The sequence below is a fragment of the Streptomyces sp. NPDC031379 genome (assembly GCF_055569615.1).
Genome location: NZ_JBVIIT010000029.1, coordinates 90,793 through 111,049, shown reverse-complemented (window position 1 = coordinate 111,049; position 20,257 = coordinate 90,793). Strand labels below are relative to the sequence as shown.

3 protein-coding genes are annotated in these 20,257 nt (G+C 71.9%); 1 reads left to right on the top strand and 2 read right to left on the bottom strand.

Annotated elements, in window-relative coordinates; translation table 11 throughout:
• Positions 1-2: 2 nt before the first annotated feature.
• Both ACZ5CW_RS34485 and ACZ5CW_RS34480 read right to left on the bottom strand, forming a co-directional pair.
• A complete protein-coding gene (locus ACZ5CW_RS34485) occupies positions 3-17,270 on the bottom strand; it encodes a type I polyketide synthase (RefSeq protein WP_468608481.1) in 17,268 nt (5,755 codons plus the stop codon).
• A gap of 32 nt (positions 17,271-17,302) precedes the next feature.
• Positions 17,303-18,496: a cytochrome P450 gene (locus tag ACZ5CW_RS34480; RefSeq protein ID WP_468608479.1), complete on the bottom strand. Its 1,194-nt coding sequence runs from the start codon at positions 18,494-18,496 to the stop codon at positions 17,303-17,305.
• 410 nt (positions 18,497-18,906) lie between these two features.
• Between ACZ5CW_RS34480 and ACZ5CW_RS34475 the strand changes: the two genes are divergently transcribed.
• Complete coding sequence (locus tag ACZ5CW_RS34475; RefSeq protein ID WP_468608477.1) at positions 18,907-20,142, top strand: phthiocerol/phthiodiolone dimycocerosyl transferase family protein; 1,236 nt, start codon at positions 18,907-18,909, stop codon at positions 20,140-20,142.
• Positions 20,143-20,257: the final 115 nt, after the last annotated feature.

The window sequence follows — 20,257 nt, the reverse complement described above, 5'->3', positions numbered from 1 at the left end:
GGTCAGCTCGTCTTGCCCAGGGCCCGTTGCACGAGACCGGCAACGTCCATGGCGTCGATCAGTTCCAGGTCGTCGGCCCCTCGCCTCTCGGCCGCCGCCGCGCCGCCCTTCGCGTCCGCGTCCCTGTCGGCCTCCGTGTCCCCGTCGGCATCGGCGTCGGCGAGGCCGAGCAGGGTGTCCAGCACGCCGGCTTCCCTGAACCGGGCGAACGGCACGGACGCCAGGACCTTCCTGAGGTCGCCCTCGCGCCCTTCCAGCTCGTCGTCGGGCTCCCGGAGCAGTTCGGAGCGCAGGTGACCGACCAATGCCTCCGGGGTGGGATAGTCGAAGATCAGCGTCGCGGGCAGGCGCAGTCCGGTGGCCGCGTGCAGACTGTTGCGGAAGTTGACGGCGGCCAGCGAGTCGAACCCGACCTCCTGGAACGCCTGGCGTGGACCGATGCCCTCCGCGCCGCTGTGGCCGAGGACCGCCGAGGCTTGGCCGCGGACCAGCCGGAGCAGGATGCGGTTCTGCTCGGTGTCCGAGACCGCCCGGAGGGATTCCGCGAGGGACGATGCGGTGTCGCTGTTCTCGCTGTCGGGCTGTGCTGCCTGAAGGGCCGCCTTCGCTTCGGGCAGGTCGGCGAACAGGGGGCTGGCGCGGACCGAGGTGAACGCGGGGATGAAGGCGTCCCAGTCCATGTCGGCCACGGTCACGAACTTCTCGTTGCCCTGTACCGCCCGCACCATCGCGGTCACCGCCGGCTGCGGGGCCATCGGCAGGACGCCACGGCGCCGCAGCTGGGCGAGGGCGGCCTCGTCCATGCCCACACCGATCTGGTCGAGGGCTCCCCAGGCGATCGACGTCGCCCTCAGTCCCCGGGCGCGACGCCACTCGACCAGGGCGTCCAGGACGGCGTTCGCCGCTCCGGAGGGGCCCTGGCCGCCGCCGCCCCACACACCGGCGATCGAGGAGAAGACGACGAACGCGTCGAGCAAGGTGTCCGCGAACAGCTCGTTCAGCCACACAGCCGTGTCCACCTTGGCCGTGAACACCTCGGCGAGGTCGTGCACACCGGTGTCGTCGATGGAGCTGGTCTGCGTGATGTCGGCGGCGTGGACCACGGCTGTGAGCGGCTGCTCCGGGGCCGTCGCGGAAACCAGCCGCGCGATCGCGTCCCGGTCGGAGTCGGCGCAGGACTCCACCGTCGTTTCGACACCCAGTCCGGCCAGTTCGGCGCACAGGTCCGGCACGCTCCGATCGGGTGCGTGCGCGGTCGTGGTGACGATGAGCCGGTCTGCGCCGGCGAGCGCGAGCCAGACCGCGACGTGCTTGCCGAGTCCTTCGGCGCCGCCGGTCACCAGGACCGTGCCGTGCGGCTGCCAGCGGCCGTCGCCGGTGGACTCCGGCACGGGCTTGCGGACCAGCCTCCGGGCGTACACACCCGATCGCCGGATGGCGAGCTGGTCCTCACCGGCGGCGGCGTTCAGCACTCCGAGGAGGTACGGGGCCGTACGTGGATCGGCCGTGACAGGCAGGTCGATCAGGCCGCCCCAACGGTCGAGGTGCTCGAGTGCGGCGGCGCGGCCGAGGCCCCACAGCGCCGCATGGGCGGGTGAGGCGACGGTGTCATGGATGCCGATGTTCATCGCACCTGAAGTCAGGCACCACAGGGGCTGGTCGACGTTGTTGTCGCCCAGGGCCTGGATCAGTGCGAGCGTCGATGCCGTGATCGCGGTCGGGTCGTGCGGGCCCGTCCCCGTCCGCGGGTCCAGGGCAAGCAGGGACAGCACGCCGGTCAGGTCGAGTCCGGCCAGGGCGCCGGTCAGCCGGTCGGCGAGCCGTTCCCGACCGCGATCGGACTCGCCGATCTCCAGCAGGACCGTGCCGAGACCGAGGCCGGTCAGCTCCTCCAGGAGGGTGTCGGCCGCGTCCGGGCGTTCGGACGGAACGACGACCAGCCAACGGCCACTTGGCACGCCCGTGACTTCACGCTCGAGCGGCTGCCAGGTGACGTGATAGCGGAGCTTGTCCGCGGCCGACCTCTCACGGCGCTTGCCACGCCATTCCGCCAGCAGGGGAACGACGGTGTCCAGGGCGGTGCGGTGCTCGGTCGACGCCATCTCCAGCAACTCGGTGAGGGAGTCCAGATCGGCTTGCTCGACTGCGGTCCAGAAGTCCGAGTCCGCGCCTTCGGTGGCGTCGGCGGCGCCGGTGGCGGCTTCCGCCTCCTGCAGCCAGTAGTGCTGGCGGTCGAAGGCGTACGTCGGCAGGTCCACGCGTGCGGGCGTGGGCCCGGCAGGCAGCGTGCCGGCCCAGTCCACGGGCACACCTCGTACGAACAGTTCGGCCATCGAGGTCAGCAGCCGACCGAGGCCGCCGTCTTCCCGCCGCAGGGATCCGGTCACCACCACACCCGCATCGGCGGCGGTGTCATCGACGGTCTCGGTGATCGGCTGGACGAGCACCGGATGGGCACTTGCCTCGACGAACACCCCGTATCCCTGACCGAGCAGGTCCACCACGGCCGGACCGAAGCGGACCTGCTGACGCAGGTTGCGGTACCAGTACCCGCCGTCCAACACCCCGGCGTCCTCCACCCAACCCCCGGTCACGGTGGAGTGGAACGGCACCACCGGCGCCTGCGCATCGATCCCGGCCAATGCTTCGGCGAGCGTGTCGCGGATGTCCTCCACATGCCGCGTATGCGAGGCGTAATCCACCGCCACCCGCCGCACCCGGACACCCTCACCGGACAGTGCCTCCAGCACCTCGTCCAAGGCGTCGGCGTCACCGGCGATCACCACCGAGGACGGGCTGTTGACCGCGGCCACCTCCACCCGGCCCGCCCAGCGCTCCAGCCAGGCGACCGCTCTCTCCTCACTCAGCGCCACCGACGCCATACCGCCACGCCCCGACAGCTGCACCGCGATCGCCTGGCTGCGAAGGGCCACCACCCGCGCCGCATCCTCCAGCGACAACGCACCCGCGACGCAAGCGGCGGCGATCTCACCCTGCGAGTGACCCAGCACCGCATCCGGCACCACACCCACCGAGGCCCAGACGGCCGCCAGACCCACCATCACCGCGAAGCTCGCCGGCTGCACCACATCCACCCGCTCCAGGAACCCCGGATCGGTATCACCGCGCAGCACATCCAGCAGCGACCAGTCCACCCACCGCTCCAACGCGGCAGCGCACTCCGCTATCCGCTCGGCGAAGACCGGCGAGGAGTCCAGCAACTCCCGGCCCATCCCCACCCACTGCGAGCCCTGCCCCGGGAACACCCACACCACCTTGCCCGGCACACCCGAACCCGCACGGCCGACCACCAGGTTCGGACCGCTCTCCCCCCGAGCCAGCGCCTGAAGCCCTACCAGGGCCTCCTCGCCGGAGCCGGCCACCACCACCGCGCGCTCGCCCAGGAGCGCCCGGCCCGCCACCAGAGCCCCAGCCACATCCCCCAGCGACACACCCCCAGCAGCCTCAGCACCCTCGCCACCCTCAGCAACCTCGCCACCCTCAGCAACCTCGGAACCCTCGACGAACGCCGCCAGCCGCCCCGCCTGGCCCGCCAAGGAACCCGCGCTCCGCGCCGAGACGACCAGCGGCACCACACCCACAGGCGCCGCATCCTCCGCGACAGCCTCTTCCGGCGGCGCCTCCTCCAGAATCAGATGTGCGTTCGTCCCACTGGCCCCGAACGCCGAGACCCCTGCCCGGCGGGGATGCCCGTGCCGCGGCCACTCCCGGGCCTCGGTCAGCAACTCCACCGCACCGGCCGACCAGTCCACCTGAGTCGTGGGTTCGTCGACATGCAGGGTGGGGGGCATGATGCCGTGCCGCATCGCCATGACCATCTTGATCACGCCCGCCACACCGGCAGCCGCCTGTGTGTGACCGATGTTCGACTTCAGCGACCCCAGCCACAGGGGGCGCTCCGGTTCCCGGTCCTGGCCGTAGGTCGCCAGCACCGCCTGCGCCTCGATCGGATCGCCCAGGGCCGTTCCGGTGCCGTGGGCTTCCACCACATCCACTTCCGCCGGGGCCAGCCCGGCGCCGGCCAGGGCCTTGCGGATCACCCGCTGCTGCGACGGACCGTTCGGCGCGGTCAGGCCGTTGGAGGCGCCGTCCTGGTTCACGGCACTGCCCCGGACGACTGCCAGCACCCGGTGCCCGCGTTCCCGTGCAACCGACAACCGCTCCAGCACCACGACGCCCACGCCCTCGGCCCAACCGGTGCCGTCAGCCGCCGAGGAGAACGCCTTGCACCGGCCGTCAGCGGAGAGGCCGCGCTGCCGCGAGAACTCCATGAAGGCGTCCGGACTGGCCATCACCGTGGCTCCGCCGGCCAGGGCCATCGAGCACTCGCCCTGCCGCAGCGCCTGCGCGGCCAGATGCATCGCCACCAAGGAAGACGAGCACGCCGTGTCCACCGTGACCGCCGGCCCCTCGAAGCCGAACACGTACGACACCCGGCCCGACGCCACGCTCGACGCCGTACCGGTCATGAGGTAGCCCTGGACGTCCTCGGGCACCTGGCGGAGCCGGGTCACGTAGTCGTGGTGGACGATTCCGGTGAAGACGCCGATGTCGCTGCCCCTGGCGGACAGCGGGTCGATGCCCGCCCGTTCCAGCGCCTCCCAGGACGTCTCCAGCAGCAGCCGCTGCTGCGGGTCCATCGCCAGCGCCTCACGCGGCGAGATGCCGAAGAGTGCGGCGTCGAACTGCGCGGCCTCGTGGAGGAACCCGCCCGAGCGGGTGTAGCTGGTGCCCGGGTGGCCGGGGTCCGGGTGGTACAGGCCCTCGAGATCCCAGCCTCGGTCGAGCGGGAAGCCGGACACCGCGTCCCGCTGCTCCACGACCAGTTGCCACAACTCCTCCGGACTGTTCGCTCCGCCGGGCAGTCGGCTGCTCATGGCGACGATCGCGATCGGCTCGTCGGGGTCCGATGCCGCCGAAGTGGTGGGGGCGGGCGTGGGGACGGTCAGCATCCCGCGCTCGCCGAGTAGTTCGGCTCGCAGACGGGCCGTGAGAAGGGCGGGCGTGGGATAGTCGAAGACCAGCGTGCTGGGCAGGCGCACCCCGGTGAAGTCGTTCAGGCGGTTGCGGAGTTTGACCGCGCTGAGGGAGTCGAATCCAAGGCTCTTGAAGGACTGCTCCTCATCGAACCCATCCGGCTCGCGGTGGCCGAGCACGACCGCGATGCTCTCCTGGACCAGATCCCTCACCACACGGTGCCGCTCCGCGGCGGTCAACCCCGCCAGTCGGCCGGCGATCGTGTCTCCGGCTCCTTCCGTCCGCGGCACCACGCGGCGCCCGAGGGCACCGGATGGGGGCGTCTGCACAGCTGCGGCGGAGGTGTGCTCGTCCGGCGTGGCGGGCTCTTCGGTGCCGTGGTCTCCGGGGGTGGCACTCAAGGTCAGCGGGCCGAGCGCGGCGACGGGTTCGCCTTCCGGGTCCGCGAACTCCAGTAGGTGGCCGCCGTCTTGCAGGGGGGTGACGCGCAGCCGTAGAGCGGTGGCGCCTTCCGCGTACACGGCCACACCGGTGCAGGTGGACATGTCGTGGGCGTGGGGGCCGTCGCCGGTCGTGGGCGGGTCCGAAGCGGTGCGGGAGTGCAGGACGCGCAATGCGGTGTCGACGAGCACCGGGTGGAGGGTGAACGCGTCCGCCTCATCGGCCAGTTCGTCCGGCAGCGCGATCTCCGCGAAGGTCCGGCCCTCCTGTTGCCACACGCGGTGCGTCCCCGGTAGGAGCGCGTCGGTGTCCGCGGGCTGCGGCCAGGCCCGCGGGTCGAAGGCCGGCCGCGGCAGTCCGGGGACCAGCACCGCTCGCGCGTGGCACGTCCAGGACCCTTGGTGTCGCGGGTCGGCGGGCCGGCCATGGACGGTGGCCCGGCGGCGGCCGTCCGGGCTCGGGCCGTCCACCGACACCCGCACCTGGGCGTGGCCGTTCTCCGGCACCGTCAGAGGCGCCTCGACGACGACGTGCTCAAGGCTTCCGCAGCCCACCTCGTCGCCGGCCCTGACGAGCATCTCCAGAAGCGCGGCGGCCGGAATCCTGGTGCCGCCGTTCGCCGCGGGCCGGTCGGGGAGCCGGCCCGGGCCGCGCGGCGACAGCCGTCCGGTGAGTACGACGCCGCTGGTGCCGTCGTCGCCCGGCACTTCGATGACGGTGCCGAGCAGCGGGTGCCGGGCACTTACGGTGCCGAGCGCCTCCGCGCCGCCCGTCGCGGTCCCGTCGGACTCGACCCAGTACCGCTGGTGCTGGAACGCGTAGGTGGGCAGGTCGGTTCCGACAGCCGTGGCAGGCCGGTCGTGGACGGCCGCCCAGTCGACGGCCACACCGCGCACGTGCAGTGCGGCGAGCGCGGTCAGGACGTCGGACGCCTCGGCACCGTCCTTGCGCAGGGTGGCGAGGCAGCTGCGCTCCTGTGCGCCGAGCGTGCCGAGTGCCATCGCGGCGAGGGCTCCTCCCGGGCCCAGCTCGAGGAACGTCGTCGCTCCCTGGCCGCTCAGCGAGGTGACGGCGTCGCTGAACCGCACCGCGTTGCGTGCCTGGTCGACCCAGTAGCCGGGGGTGCGGAGCTGGTCGTCCTGGGCGAGGGCACCGGTGAGTGTGGAGACGACGGGCAGGACACCCGGCTGGTACGACAGCCTCTCGGCGACCGTGCGGAACTCGTCCAGCATGGGTTCCATGAGTGCGGAGTGGAAGGCGTGACTGACCGGCAGCCGCCGTGTCTTGCGGCCGCGTCCGGCCAGTTCGCCGGCCATGGCGAGCACGGCGTCCTCGGCGCCGGAGAGCACCAGTGAGTCAGGGCCGTTCACCGCCGCGACGCCGACCACTCCTTGTGCCCGGGCCAGCAACGGCGCGAGGTCCGCTTCGGTCGCCTGGACGGCGACCATCGCGCCGCCTCCGGGCAGGGCCTGCATCAGCCGGCCGCGCGCGGCGACCAGTTCGCCCGCCTCGTCCAGTGCCAGAATCCCGGAGACGTGCGCGGCGGTGATCTCTCCGATCGAGTGGCCGGCGAGGAGGTGGGGGCGTATCCCCCAGGACTCGAAGAGCCGGAACAGCGCTGTTTCCAGGGCGAAGAGGGCACCTTGCGTGTACATGGTCTGGTCGAGCAGTGCGCTGTCGGGTGATCCCGGGGTGGCGAACGCCACCTCGCGCAGCGGGCGCAGCCGGCGCGGCGCCGTCGCCTGCCCTTGCAGGTGGTTGGTCAGGGGGTGTTGCGGATGGGCCGGCAGGTGGGCTTCCACGGCGGCGCACGCGGCGGTGAAGGCGTCGCGGAAGACGGGGAAGGTGTCGGCGAGTTCGCGGCCCATGCCGGCCCATTGGCTGCCCTGACCGGTGAAGAGGACGGCCAGTCTGCCCGCGATCGGGGTGCCGGAGACGACCGCCGGACGCGCTTCGGCACGCCCGAAGGCATCCAGGTCCGTGACGAGTTGGTGCCGGTCGGTCGTCAGGAAGACGGCCCGGTGGTCGAGGTGGGCGCGCGTGGTGGCGAGTGCGTGGGCGGCATCGGTGAGGCGTAGGTCGGGCCGGTCCTGGAAGTGGCGGGCGAGCCGGTCGGCCTGGCCGCGCAGCCCGGCCGGTGTCCGCGCCGACACGAGCACCGGCACGGGCACGGACACCTGTTCTGGCACCGGCACCGGCAGCGGCACCGGGGTGGCCGTCGCCCCCGGCCCGGCTTCGGGCGTCGGGGGGACCGGCTCATCCGGGGCCTCTTCGAGGACGACGTGCGCGTTGGTGCCGCCGATACCGAAGGAGGACACTCCGGCCCGGCGAGGCCGGCCGTCCCGCAGCCAGTCGCGGGCCTCGGTCAGCAGCTCCACGGCGCCCGCCGACCAGTCGACGTGGGACGACGGACGGTCCACGTGCAGCGTCCTGGGAAGCACGCCGTGCCGCATGGCCATGACCATTTTGATCACACCGGCGGCACCCGCTGCCGCCTGCGCGTGGCCGATGTTCGACTTCACCGACCCGAGCCACAGCGGCCGGTCGGCCGGCCGGTCCTGGCCGTAGGTCGCCAGGAGCGCCTCCGCCTCGATGGGGTCACCGAGCGTCGTACCCGTGCCGTGCGCCTCCACGGCATCCACATCCGATGTGCGCAGCCCGGCCTGGGCCAGGGCCCTGCGGATCACTCGTTGCTGCGACGGCCCGTTCGGGGCCGTCAGACCGTTGGACGCGCCATCCTGGTTCACCGCCGACCCGCGGACCACGGCCAGCACGCGATGGCCCCGGCGGCGGGCCTCCGACAGCCGCTCCACGAGCAGCAGTCCCGCGCCCTCGGACCAGCCGGTGCCGTCCGCGCCGTCCGCGAACGCCTTGCACCGGCCGTCGGGCGCCAGCCCCCGCTGCCGGGAGAACTCTACGAAGGTCTCCACGGTGCCCATCACCATCACACCGCCGGCCAGGGCCATGGAGCACTCGCCCCGGTTCAGCGCCTGCGCCGCCATGTGCAGCGCCACCAGTGAGGAGGAGCAGGCCGTGTCGACGGTGATGGCGGGGCCCTCGAGGCCGAAGTGGTAGGCGATGCGGCCGGAGACGACGCTGCCCGAGCCGCCGGTGAGGCGGAATCCCTCCACGCCGGACGCCTGGTGCATCCGCATGCTGTAGTCGTGGCTGTTGACCCCGACGAAGACGCCGACGTCCTGTCCGGCCAGCGTGGTCGGGTCGATCGCGGCCCGTTCGAACGCCTCCCAGGAGGTCTCCAGCAGCAGCCGCTGCTGTGGATCCATCGCCAGCGCCTCGTTCGGCGAGATGCCGAAGAACGCGGCGTCGAATCCGGCGGCGTCGTCGAGGAAGGCACCATGGCGTACGTAGGTGGTGCCGGCGTGGTCGGGGTCCGCGTCGAAGAGCCTGTCGGTCTCCCAGCCGCGGTCGTCGGGGAACTCGGTGACGGCGTCGACCCCGTCGGCCACCACCCGCCAGAGGTCCTCGGGGCTGTGCACGCCCGCGGGGAAGCGGCACGCCATCGCCACGATCGCGATCGGCTCGTCGGTAGTCCCGGCGGCGGTACCGGGTTCGGCCGGCCGGGACACGGCTCCGCCGAGGAGCTTGGCGCGCAGATGCCCGGCGAGCGCCGTCGGCTTCGGATAGTCGAAGACCATCGCCGGGGAGAGGGTGAGTCCGGTCGCGGCGGCCAGCCGGTTGCGCAGTTCCACCGCGGTCAGCGAGTCGAATCCGGCCTCCTTGAAGGTACGGCCGGCATGGACGGCGTCGGCGGTGGCGTGTCCGAGCACCTCGGCGGCGTGCCGCCGTACCAGTTCGACCAGGGCCTCGGTCTGCTCGGCTTCGCCCAGAGCGGCGACGCGTTCCCGCAGTGAGGCGGTTCCCGGCGCAGCGGCGGCCCGGGCCACAGGCCGCGGCGATGGAGCCAGGCCGCGCAGCAGCGGCGGGAGCGGACCGTCGGCCGCGGCGGCCCGCAAGGCGGACATGTCGAACTTCGCCGCCACCAGGGTTCCGGCCGAGCCCGCGTCGGTGCGCAGCGCGGCGTCCAGGAGGGTCATCCCCTCGGCGGCGGAGAGGCCGGCCATGCCCACCCGCTCGTTGCGGCGCAGATCCGCGGCGCCGAGGTGCTCGGTCATGGCGCTGACCGTCGACCAGTATCCCCAGGCGAGCGACACGGCCGGAAGGCCGAGGCGATGGCGCTGTCCTGCCAGCGCGTCCAGACAGGCGTTGGCCGCGGCGTAGTTGGCCTGGCCGGGGTTGCCCAGCACGCCCGCCGCCGAGGAGAAGAGCACGAACGCGGCGAGGTCCAGGTCCCGGGTGAGTTCGTGCAGGTGGAGCGCCGCGTCCAGCTTGGGTCGCAGCACGGTGTCGAGGCGTTCCGGGGTCAGCTCGGTGAGCACCCCGTCGTCCAGGACACCGGCGGCGTGCACCACGGCGGTGAGCGGGTGTTCGGCCGGTATCTCCCGCAGGAGGGACTCGACTTGGGCGCGGTCCGCCGTGTCGCAGGCGGCGATGGTGACGGCCGCCCCCATCGCGGTCAGCTCGTCGCGGAGTTCCGGGGCACCGCCGCGGCGGCCGGCCAGGACCAGATGCCGGATGCCGTGCGCGGCGACCAAGTGGCGTGCCGTCAGCGCACCGAGTGTTCCGGTGCCGCCTGTGATCAGTACGGTGCCTTCGGTGTCGAGCGGACGAGGCTGCTGCCGGGTTTCGGCGGAGGCGAGCGTGGCGGCGCCGGGAAGCGATCCGTCCGGCGGAACGGGCACCCGTGCCAGCCGGGGCACCTCCGCACCACCACTGCGCACCCTCATCTGCGGTTCGCCGCTCAGCACCACGGCCGGCAGAACGGACCGGGAGGCGTCATCGAGGTCCGCCAGCACGATCCGGCCCGGATGCTCCGACTGCGCCGAGCGCACCAGGCCCCACACCGCGGCCGCCTCGAGTTCGCCGCAGTCTCCGGTGACCACGGCCAACCGGGTTTCCGCGAGGGCGGGTTCCGCCAGCCAGGCCTGGAGTACGGCCAGCGCCGCGCCGACCGATGCGCGCGGGCCGGCCACCGCGCCGATGTCCTTGGCCTCGTAGAGCAGGACGTCAGGAGCCGGCCGGTCCGGCCCGGCCGCTGCGGCGACGTCCGCGCCGGTCGCTACGGGCACGATATCGAGGGAGCCGTCCACGGCGGGCAGCACCGCTTCCGTCCACTCGACGCGGAACAGCGCGTCGTACGGCAACGCGCCACCGGTCCGGGCCTGTTCGGGGGAGAACGGTGTACCGAGTACCGCCTCGACGGTCATGACGGGTTGGCCCGTGGGATCGGTCAGCTGCAGACCGGTTCCCTCCGTCGACGTCCCGCCCGGTCGCACGTGCAGGGCGGTGGCACCGGACGCATGCAGGGACACGCCGGTCCACACCGACGGGAGCATGCCGTCGGGGACGACCGTTCGGACGGCGGCGTCCAGCAGGGCGGGATGCACCCCGTACCGGCCCGCGTCGCGTAGCGCGGCACCCTCCAGCGTGACCTCTGCGGCGGGCCCGGCGTTGGGGGGTGCCTTCGGGGTGGCGGCGGGGGCCAGCGTGCCGTGCGCGTGCCGCGTCCACCGCGCGTCCAGGGGGTCGTCCCCGGCTCGGGAGTAGATCTCCACCGACCGCCGTCGGTTCCGATCGGGCTCGCCGACGACGATCTGGATGCCACGGCCGCCTCGCTGCGGCAGCACCACGGGCGCGTCGACGGTCAGTTCGTCGAGCACGGGGGTGCCGGCCAGGTCACCGAGCCGGACGGACACCTCGACCAGAGCCGAAGTGGGCACCACTACGGCATCGGTCATCTGATGGTCGGCGAGCCAGGGGTGCGAACGAAGCGACCACCTCGACGTGGCCATGAGGCCGGCCGAGTTCGGCACGCTGACGACCGCGCCGAGCAGCGGGTGATCGGCGGTCGCCTGCCCCAACGACACCGCATCCGTCGCCGATGCGGCCGGCTGAAGCCAGTAGTGCTGGTGGTCGAAGGCATACGTCGGCAGCTCCACGCGTGCGGGCGTGGCCCCAGCGGGCAGAATCCCTGCCCAGTCCAGCGCTACTCCGCGGACGAACAGTTCGGCCATCGAGGTCAGCAGGCGCCGCAGGCCTCCGTCCTCCCGACGCAGCGACCCGGTCACCACCACACCGGCGTCGCGGTCGGCGTCATCGACGATCTCGGTGACCGGCTGGACGAGCACCGGGTGAGCGCTGACTTCCACGAAGACCCCGTGGCCCTGGGCGAGCAAGGCCACCACCGCGGGGCCGAAACGGACCTGCTGGCGCAGGTTGCGGTACCAGTACCCACCGTCCAACACCCCGGCGTCCTCCACCCAGGTGCCGGTCACGGTCGAGTAGAACGGCACCACCGGGGCCTGTGCGGTGATTTCGGCCAGTGCTTCGGCGAGGGTGTCGCGGATGTCCTCCACATGCCGGGTGTGGGAGGCGTAGTCCACGGCGATCCGCCGCACCCGGACGCCTTCGCCGGACAGCGCCTCCAGCACCTCGTCCAGTGCCTGGGCATCCCCGGCGATCACCACCGAGGACGGGCCGTTGACCGCGGCCACCTCCACCCGGCCCGCCCACAACTCCAGCCGCTCGGTCACGTCCTCCTCGCTCAGCGCGACGGAAGCCATACCGCCACGCCCGGACAGCTGCCCTGCGATGGCCTGACTGCGCAGAGCCACCACACGCGTCGCATCCTCCAGCGACAACGCACCCGCCACACACGCAGCAGCGATCTCACCCTGCGAGTGACCCAGCACCGCATCCGGCACCACACCCACCGACGCCCACACCGCCGCCAGACCCACCATCACCGCGAAACTCGCCGGCTGCACCACATCCACCCGATCCAGCAGCTCGGGCTCCACGTCACCGCGCAGCACATCCACCAGCGACCAGTCCACCCACCGCTCCAACGCGGCCGCACACTCCCCCACCCGCTCAGCAAAGACCGACGAGGAGTCCAACAACTCCCGGCCCATCCCCACCCACTGCGAGCCCTGCCCGGGGAACACCCACACCACCTTGCCCGGCACACCCGAACCAGCCACGCTCCCCGACACCAGGTGGGGACCGCTCTCCCCCCGAGTCAGCGCCTGAAGCCCTACCAGCGCCTCCGCACTCGAGCCGGCCACCACCACCGCACGCTCACCCAGCACCGCACGGCCCGACACCAACCCCGCAGCCACATCCCCCAGCGACACACCCCCAGCAGCGTCAGACTCCAGGTACGACGCCAGCCGCCCCGCCTGCCCCGCCAACGAACCCGCGCTCCCCGCCGACACCACCAACGGCACCACACCCACAGGCGCCGCATCCTCCGCGAGAAGCTCCTGCGGCGGCGCCTCCTCCAGAATCAGGTGCGCGTTCGTCCCACTGACTCCGAATGACGACACGCCCGCCCGGTGCGGATGGCCATTCCGGGGCCACTCCCGGGCCTCGGTCAGCAACTCCACCGCACCGGCCGACCAGTCCACCTCGGTCGTCGGCGCATCCACATGGAGGGTCGCCGGAAGCACCCCGTGCCGCAGTGCCTGGACCATCTTGATCACACCGGCCACACCGGCAGCCGCCTGTGTGTGACCGATGTTCGACTTCAGCGACCCGAGCCACAGGGGGCGCTCCGGTTCCCGGTCCTGGCCGTAGGTCGCCAGCAACGCCTGCGCCTCGATCGGATCGCCCAGGGCCGTTCCGGTGCCGTGGGCTTCCACCACGTCCACTTCGGCCGGGGCCAGCCCGGCGCCGGCCAGCGCCCGGCGGATCACCCGCTGCTGCGAGAGGCCGTTCGGCGCGGTCAACCCGTTGGAGGCGCCGTCCTGGTTCACCGCGCTGCCGCGCAGCACCGCCAGTACCCGGTGCCCGCGTTCCCGCGCCACCGACAGCCGCTCCAGCACCACCACACCGACGCCCTCGGCCCAACCGGTGCCGTCAGCCGTCGAGGAGAACGCCTTGCACCGCCCGTCAGGGGCCAGCGCCCGTTGGCGTGAGAACTCCACGAAAGTGCCGGGTGTCGCCATGACCGTCGCTCCGCCGGCCAGGGCCATCGAGCACTCGCCCTGCCGCAGCGCCTGCGCGGCCAGATGCATCGCCACCAACGACGAGGAACACGCGGTGTCCACCGTGACCGCCGGACCCTCGAGACCGAGTACGTACGACACCCGGCCCGATGCCACGCTTCCCGCCGAACCGGTGCTCGCGAACCCCTCCACCTCCGGGGGAGCCGCACCGGCACCGGCCCCGTAGCCCTGGCCGAACACCCCGGAGAACACGCCGACGTCGGTGCCCTTCAAGGTGACCGGGTCGATGCCCGCCCGCTCCAGTGCCTCCCAGGAGGTCTCCAGCAGCAGCCGCTGCTGCGGGTCCATCGCCAGTGCCTCACGCGGGGAGATCCCGAAGAACCCCGCGTCGAAGAGCCCCGCGCCCCGCAGGAAACCACCCTGGTCGGTGTACGAGGTGCCTGGGCGGTCGGGGTCCGGGTGGAACAGTCCCTCCAGATCCCAGCCGCGGTCGTCGGGAAATCCCGAAACCGCGTCCCGGCCCTCGGACACCAACCGCCACAGGTCCTCCGGCCCCGCCACGCCACCCGGCAACCGGCACGCCATCCCTACGATGGCGAGGGGTTCTTCGGGGTCGGCCGTCAGGACGGGCTCGGTCACGGGCCGGGTGATGCCGAGTATCTCGGCTCGTAGGCGGGCCGCCAGCGCTGCCGGGGTGGGGTGGTCGAAGACGACGGTGGTGGGCAGCCGCAGCCCGGTGCTCTCCGTCAGCCGGTCGCGCAACGCGACGATGGCCGTCGAGGTGAAGCCCAGATCGCGGAAAGCGCGCTCGGACAGCACGAGTTCGGGTCCCGTGTGTGGCAGCACCTGGGCGGCGCTCGTACGGACCAGGTCTTCCAGGAGTGCCCGTTGCGCGCGCTCCTCGAGAGCGGACAGTCGGTCGCGCAGGGCCGCTGTGACGGCCGCGTCGGGCCGGCTCTGTCGGGACGGCCGCTCGGCCAGGGTGTCGAGGATCGCGGGGGCTCGGGTGCCCTCGGCTGCTGCGGCCGGGCTCAGGGCCAGCAGGGAGGGGTGGTTCGTCGTCAGGGCGAGGTCGAACGCGGAGAGCAGCAGGTTGAGCGGGCGCCCGGGGGCGTCGTCCGCCGAGCCGCGGTCGGCGGGCCGTTCGCCCCACGCGAGGAAGGAGCCGGGCAGGTTCCGCAGCCTGCGGTTGCGTACCACCGCGTCGGAGAGGACTCCGTCGACGACGGTGCCCGGGTTGTCGGGTGCACCCGGCAGTCCGGCGATGTCGGACACCACGACGAAGGCGGCAAGGCCGTCATCGGCGGTCATTCGGTCCAGGTGCAGGGCCAGTTCGGGGTCGTCGGCGGCGTGGACCACCGCGGTCACCGGGCGCCTCAGGTCGGCCAGCGCGGCCCGCAGCGGCTCCGGATCCCCGCCGTCGGCGGTCACCCGGATGACGCTCGTTCCGGTGAGAGCCGGTTCGGCACCGGAAGCGACACCGTAACCGGCACCGGATGTGGCGCGGGTGCCGCCTGGGGAACCGACGAGGAGCAGGCTCTGCGCCTTGTGGACCGTGGCCAGCCGGTGTGCCAGTGCGGCGCCGTGCGCGGTGTCCGCTCCGGTGACGACCACGGTGCCGGTGGCCCCCGGCCAGGAGGCCGCGCGCCCCTCGGCCACGGGCAGGCGGCTCAGCCGGGGCATCGACAAGGCGCCCGACCTCGCCGCGACCTGCGGCTCGCCGGACGTGACCGCGGCCTGCAAGGTGGCCGGGTCCAGGTCTGCGTCGGCGTCGAGATCGAGGACGGTGAGCGATGCCGGACGGGCCTGCTGGAAGGACCGGGCGACGGCCCAGAGCGGAGCTTCGGCCAGGTTCTGCGCACCGTCCTCGGCGGTGACGGCGACTGCGCCGCGGGTGAGGACCATCAGCCGGGAAGCGGCCGGTTCCGGGCCTGCCAGCCAGGCGTGGAGGTGATCTGACAGGAGTCGGGCGTTGCCGCGTCCCACGGCGATCGGGTCCCGCGCGTCCGCCGGTGCGGGCGACGGGACGAGGACCGTCACGTCGGGCGCCGGCTCGCCGTCGGCCAGCGCGGTGCGTACCGCCGCCAGGTCCGGGTAGTGCCGTACCTCGGTGCCGGCTGCTTCCAGGGCCGTGGCGAGTCCGGCGGCCGTGGGGCCCGCCACCGCCCAGCTCAGCTGCCGCGAACCGGAGTCCGGCGGCACCGGAATCGGCACCGGAATCCAGTCGAGGCCGAACAGCGTGTCGTGGTGTCCGCTCGCCGCGTAGCGGAGCCGGCTCGGCTGGTCGGCCAGGAGGCGTCGCTTGGTCTTGCCCGACGCAGTCCGCGGGATGCCGGCGACTTCGTGGACCTGTTCCGGCACCTTGTAGGCGGAGAGCCGCTCGCGGCACCGGTTGATCAGCGTGGCGGTGTCGAACCCGGAGGGGCCGGGGATCACGTACGCGACCGGCACCTCTCCGAGGGTGTCGTGGGGAGCGCCGGTCACGGCCGCGTCGGCTACGCCCTCGACGGTGCGCAGTACCGCCTCGATCTCCTCGGGGTGGATGTTCTCCCCGCCGCGGATGACGAGTTCCTTGATGCGGCCGCAGATGGTGAAGTAGCCGGCGTCGTCGCGCCGGGCCAGGTCTCCGGTGCGGTACCAGCCGTCCCGTATCGCCGCCGCGGTCGCCTCGGGGCTGTTGTGGTAGCCGACCATGACGTTCGGTCCGCTGACCCACACCTCTCCCTCCTGTCCGGAGGGAACGTCGAGACCGGTGGTGGGGTTGACGACGCGGACGCCGACGCCGGGCACGGGCAGGCCGCAGGATCCGTCGACGCGAGCGCCGTCCGGCGGGTTGATGGTGATGGCCCCGCAGGTCTCGGTGCTGCCGTAGGCGTCGACCAGCGGGACCCCGAAGGTCTCCTCGAAGTCCCGGCGCAGCCCGGATCCGGTGACCGCTCCGCCGACCAGGCCGATCCGCAGGCGAGGTGTGGAGAAACCGTTCTCCTGGGCGGCCTTCACCAGGTGGTGATAGGTGGTCGGAACGCCGGCGAGGAAGGTCGAACCGTCTTCGCGCAGGATCCTGATCACGTCCTCCGCGGAACTCCCGTCCATGATCCGGGCCGTGGCGCCGACCACGGTGACGGAGAGTACGCACGCGATGTGCGAGAGGCTGTGGAACAGCGGGAGCGGCCAGAGCACCCGGTCCCGGTCCGTCAGTCCCGGGATCGGTACGTAGCAGGAGGCGACGGACCAGAGGCAGTTGCGCTGCGTCGACAGGACGCCCTTGGGCCGGCCGGTCGTCCCGGACGTGTAGAACATCCAGGCCACGTCGTCCAGGTCGAGGTCGTCCCTGGCGGGCAGGGCGGGTTCGGTCACGGCGAGTTCGTCGTACGGGTGGGCTCCTGCCCGCGCCGGGACGTCGCCGGTGACCAGCAGCGTGATGTCGGGCGCCACGGCCGGTGAGCGCCGGAGCCGTGCCGCCTGCGCGGGGTCGGTGATGACCAGCGCGGTGCCGCTGTCCGCCAGGAGGTGTTCCAGCTCGGCGAGGGACGAGGCGGGGTTGAGGGGCACCCCGATGGCGCCGGCGCGCACGATCGCCAGGTAACTCTCGACGGTGGACACGGTGTTGCGGAGGCAGATGGCCACCCGGTCTCCGTGCCGGACGCCGAGGCCGGCCAGGTGTCCGGCCAGTCTGCGGGTCCGCGCTTCCAGGTCGCCGTAGGTGACCGCCCGACGGTCGTCCTCGAAAGCCACCTTGCCGGGAAAGCGGGTCGCGTTCTCCTGGAGTGCGACGGGCAGCGGCTTGATGAGGTCGGTGCGCACTATGCCGCGGATCCTTTCGGAGAATAGAGGGATCACCAGGAGACGGGCAGGCTCTTCACCGCGAAGACAGACCCTTTGAGTCGCAGGGGTACCTCGTCGAACGCGACAGCCGGCCGAAGGTCGGGAAATGCCCGGAGGAGGGCGGACAGTCCGGCGCGGAGTTCGACGCGTGCCAGATTCTGGCCCAGGCACTGGTGGACGCCGTAGCCGAACGCCACATGTCCTGCGGTGTCGCGATCGATGTCCAGCTTCTCGGGGCACTTGAATTTGGCGGGGTCACGGTTGGCCGCGGGGAGCGACACCGTGACGGTGTCCCCCTTCTTGACCGTTTCCCCGTTCAGTTCGATGTCTTCCAACGCGGTTCGGTACGTGTGGTACTGGTTGACGGTGAGATAGCGGAGAAGTTCCTCGACCGCGGTGTCGAGTTTCGCCGGGTCGGCGCGGACCGCCGCCAGTTGGTCCGTGTGGTGCAGCAGAGCGAAAACACCGACGGACAGTGCGCTCTCCGTGGTCTCGTAACCGGCGAACAGCAGCAGAATGAGAATGTTGCACAGCTCTTCGGTGGTCAGCTTCCCGTCGGCGATGAGACGGCTGACGAGGTCGTCCCCGGGCTGCTTCCGCTTTGCTTCGACGACCTCGACGAAGAACGAACTCGCCCGTTCGTAGGCGGCGGCCACCTGGCGCGGATCCGCGTCCGGGTCGTGCAGGAGAGCCGGCGCGTGTGCGTACTGGTCGCGTTCGCTGTAGGGCAGGCCGACCAGCTCGGACAGTGTCCTCAGGGCCAGGGGCTTGGCGAACTCCGCCACCAGGTCCGCGGGAGCGCCGTGCTCGCGCAGGACGTCGGTCTGCTCGGCGGCCACCGCCTCGACGCGCGAGGCCAGCTGGTTCGCCCGCCGGACGGTGAACTCCCCCGTCAGCAGGCGCCGGTAGCGGGTGTGGTCGGGCGGGTCCATGTGAATGAACATCCCGGGTATCTTCGGAGAGTTCGGTACCACCTCTCCCTGGTGTGTCACCGGGAAATGTCCGATCTCCGTGCTGTGGCTGAACCTCGGGTCACCGAGGACCTTGCGCACCAGCTCGTGGCTGGTGGCGATCCAGCCGATGTGCCCGTCCGGGTAGACCATTCTCGCCAGCGGACGTTCTTCCCGCAGGGAATCGAATATCGAAGGAGGGTCGAACTGATGGGTCCGTGCCCACGGCACCTCGAAGGAAATCGCGTCGCTCATGGAGTCCTTCCCACTCGAGATAGCGTCCATTATTCGCTGGAGATCGCGATAGCCCCGCCGATCGGCGCGAACACGAGGCCGTGGACCGGGAGTCGAATTCCGAGGACATGGGATGCGCGCCGCGCGCATGCCTCTTGAATCTCCTGTGGTCAGGCTAGACGAGCCGTGCCGACCCGGCATCCCTCAACCTGGTAGGGACAGGGTCGTCACGTGGCGCGCGTCTTCGTCCCGCATCGCCACACTGCTCCGGTCCGGGCTCACTCCGCGACCGTTACCCCTCTGGCCTACCAGGCTGAGGGATGCCGTGTGGTCATGGCCCGTATCTAGCCTGACATGAGATATCCAGGACTGCGTCATCGCGATGACTCGTAAACGGCCGGGACCCGGCACGCTGACTGGAAGGGTATTGCATGACGACAACCGGAATTCGGCGTGCGCTGACACCCAGCGAGAAAATCTATGCCGACGTCGAGATGTTCGTCGGCTACACGGTGCGGTCCGCCGGCCGGCTGGATCCGGGTGCTCTGGAGACTGCCTATGGGGCTGTGTGCCGCGCCTTTCCCCAGCTTGCGGCCCGGCTGGAAGCGGGCGGTGACGGACCTGTGTTCGTGGAGTCCGACGCCCGGCCCGTGGTCCAGGTCTGCGGAGGGGACCCCGATCATCCGCTGACCGGGGCGGAACTGGATGAGCAGCGGGCGCTGAGCGCGCTCAACGTAGTGCGCGACGGCGACGACGCGAGCGTGACGCTGGTGACCCATCACAGCATCGCCGACGCCCATCATTCGATCGAGCTGCTCGCCGCGCTGTGGTCCTGCTACACCGACGCGGTCCGCGGTGTCCCCGTCGAACTGCCCCGCCGGCCGTATCCGCGGTCGCTGGAGGACCTGCTGGCCGAGCGTGGCATCCATGGGAGGGCCGCCGCGGCGGCGGGCGCCCCGAGGGCGACGACCGTGACGGAACGGCCGGCGTCCGAGCGGGTGCCGATCGTCCGGCACGTGGTGCAGTGCCGGCTGACGGCGGCTCAGACGACCGCACTGGCGGAACTCGGGCATCGTGAGAACGTGACGCTCAACGGTCTGCTGTCGGGCGCCATACTTCTCGCCGAGGCCGAGATGCGCGGCCTGCCGCTGACCGACCTGCTGTTCAGGTACACGGTGAACCTGCGCAATCGCCTCACTCCCTCGATCGGTCCGACCGAGGGGACGAACGTGGTCGGCGGGGGGCTGTTCACGGCGACCGGTGACATCGAACCCGATGCCGTCGCGGTCGGCCGCGCGATCGGTGAGCAGCTGCGGGCAGGGCTGGCCGACGGATCCATTCAGCGCAGTCTCCTGGACATGGTCACCCAGCCGGCGCCCCAGGCGGCACCGCGGCCCGCGGGCCCGGCCCCCGCGGTGGTCAGCATGACGAACTGGGGGATGGTGCCGGCGCTGCGGACGCCGGACGGTCTGCGGCTGACGAACTTCCAGTCCTCTTCCCGCAGAAGGGTGGCGCCCGGAGAGTTCGCGGCCATCGGCGGCTACGTGGTGAGTACCTTCGACGGCCGGGTCGGCATCGATCTGGCGTGGCCCGAGGGGGATGCGGAGCTGCCGAAGCGTCTGGAGTGCCTGCGGGAACGCTTGAGCGACATGACACTGCGGTCGTGAGCGCCGTTCGTGGACGCTGACCCGCGGCGGGGGGGGGGGGGGGGGGGGGGGGGGGGGGGGGGGGGGGGGGGGGGGGGGGGGTTGGGGGGGGGGGGAGGGGGGAGTAGCGGAGGAG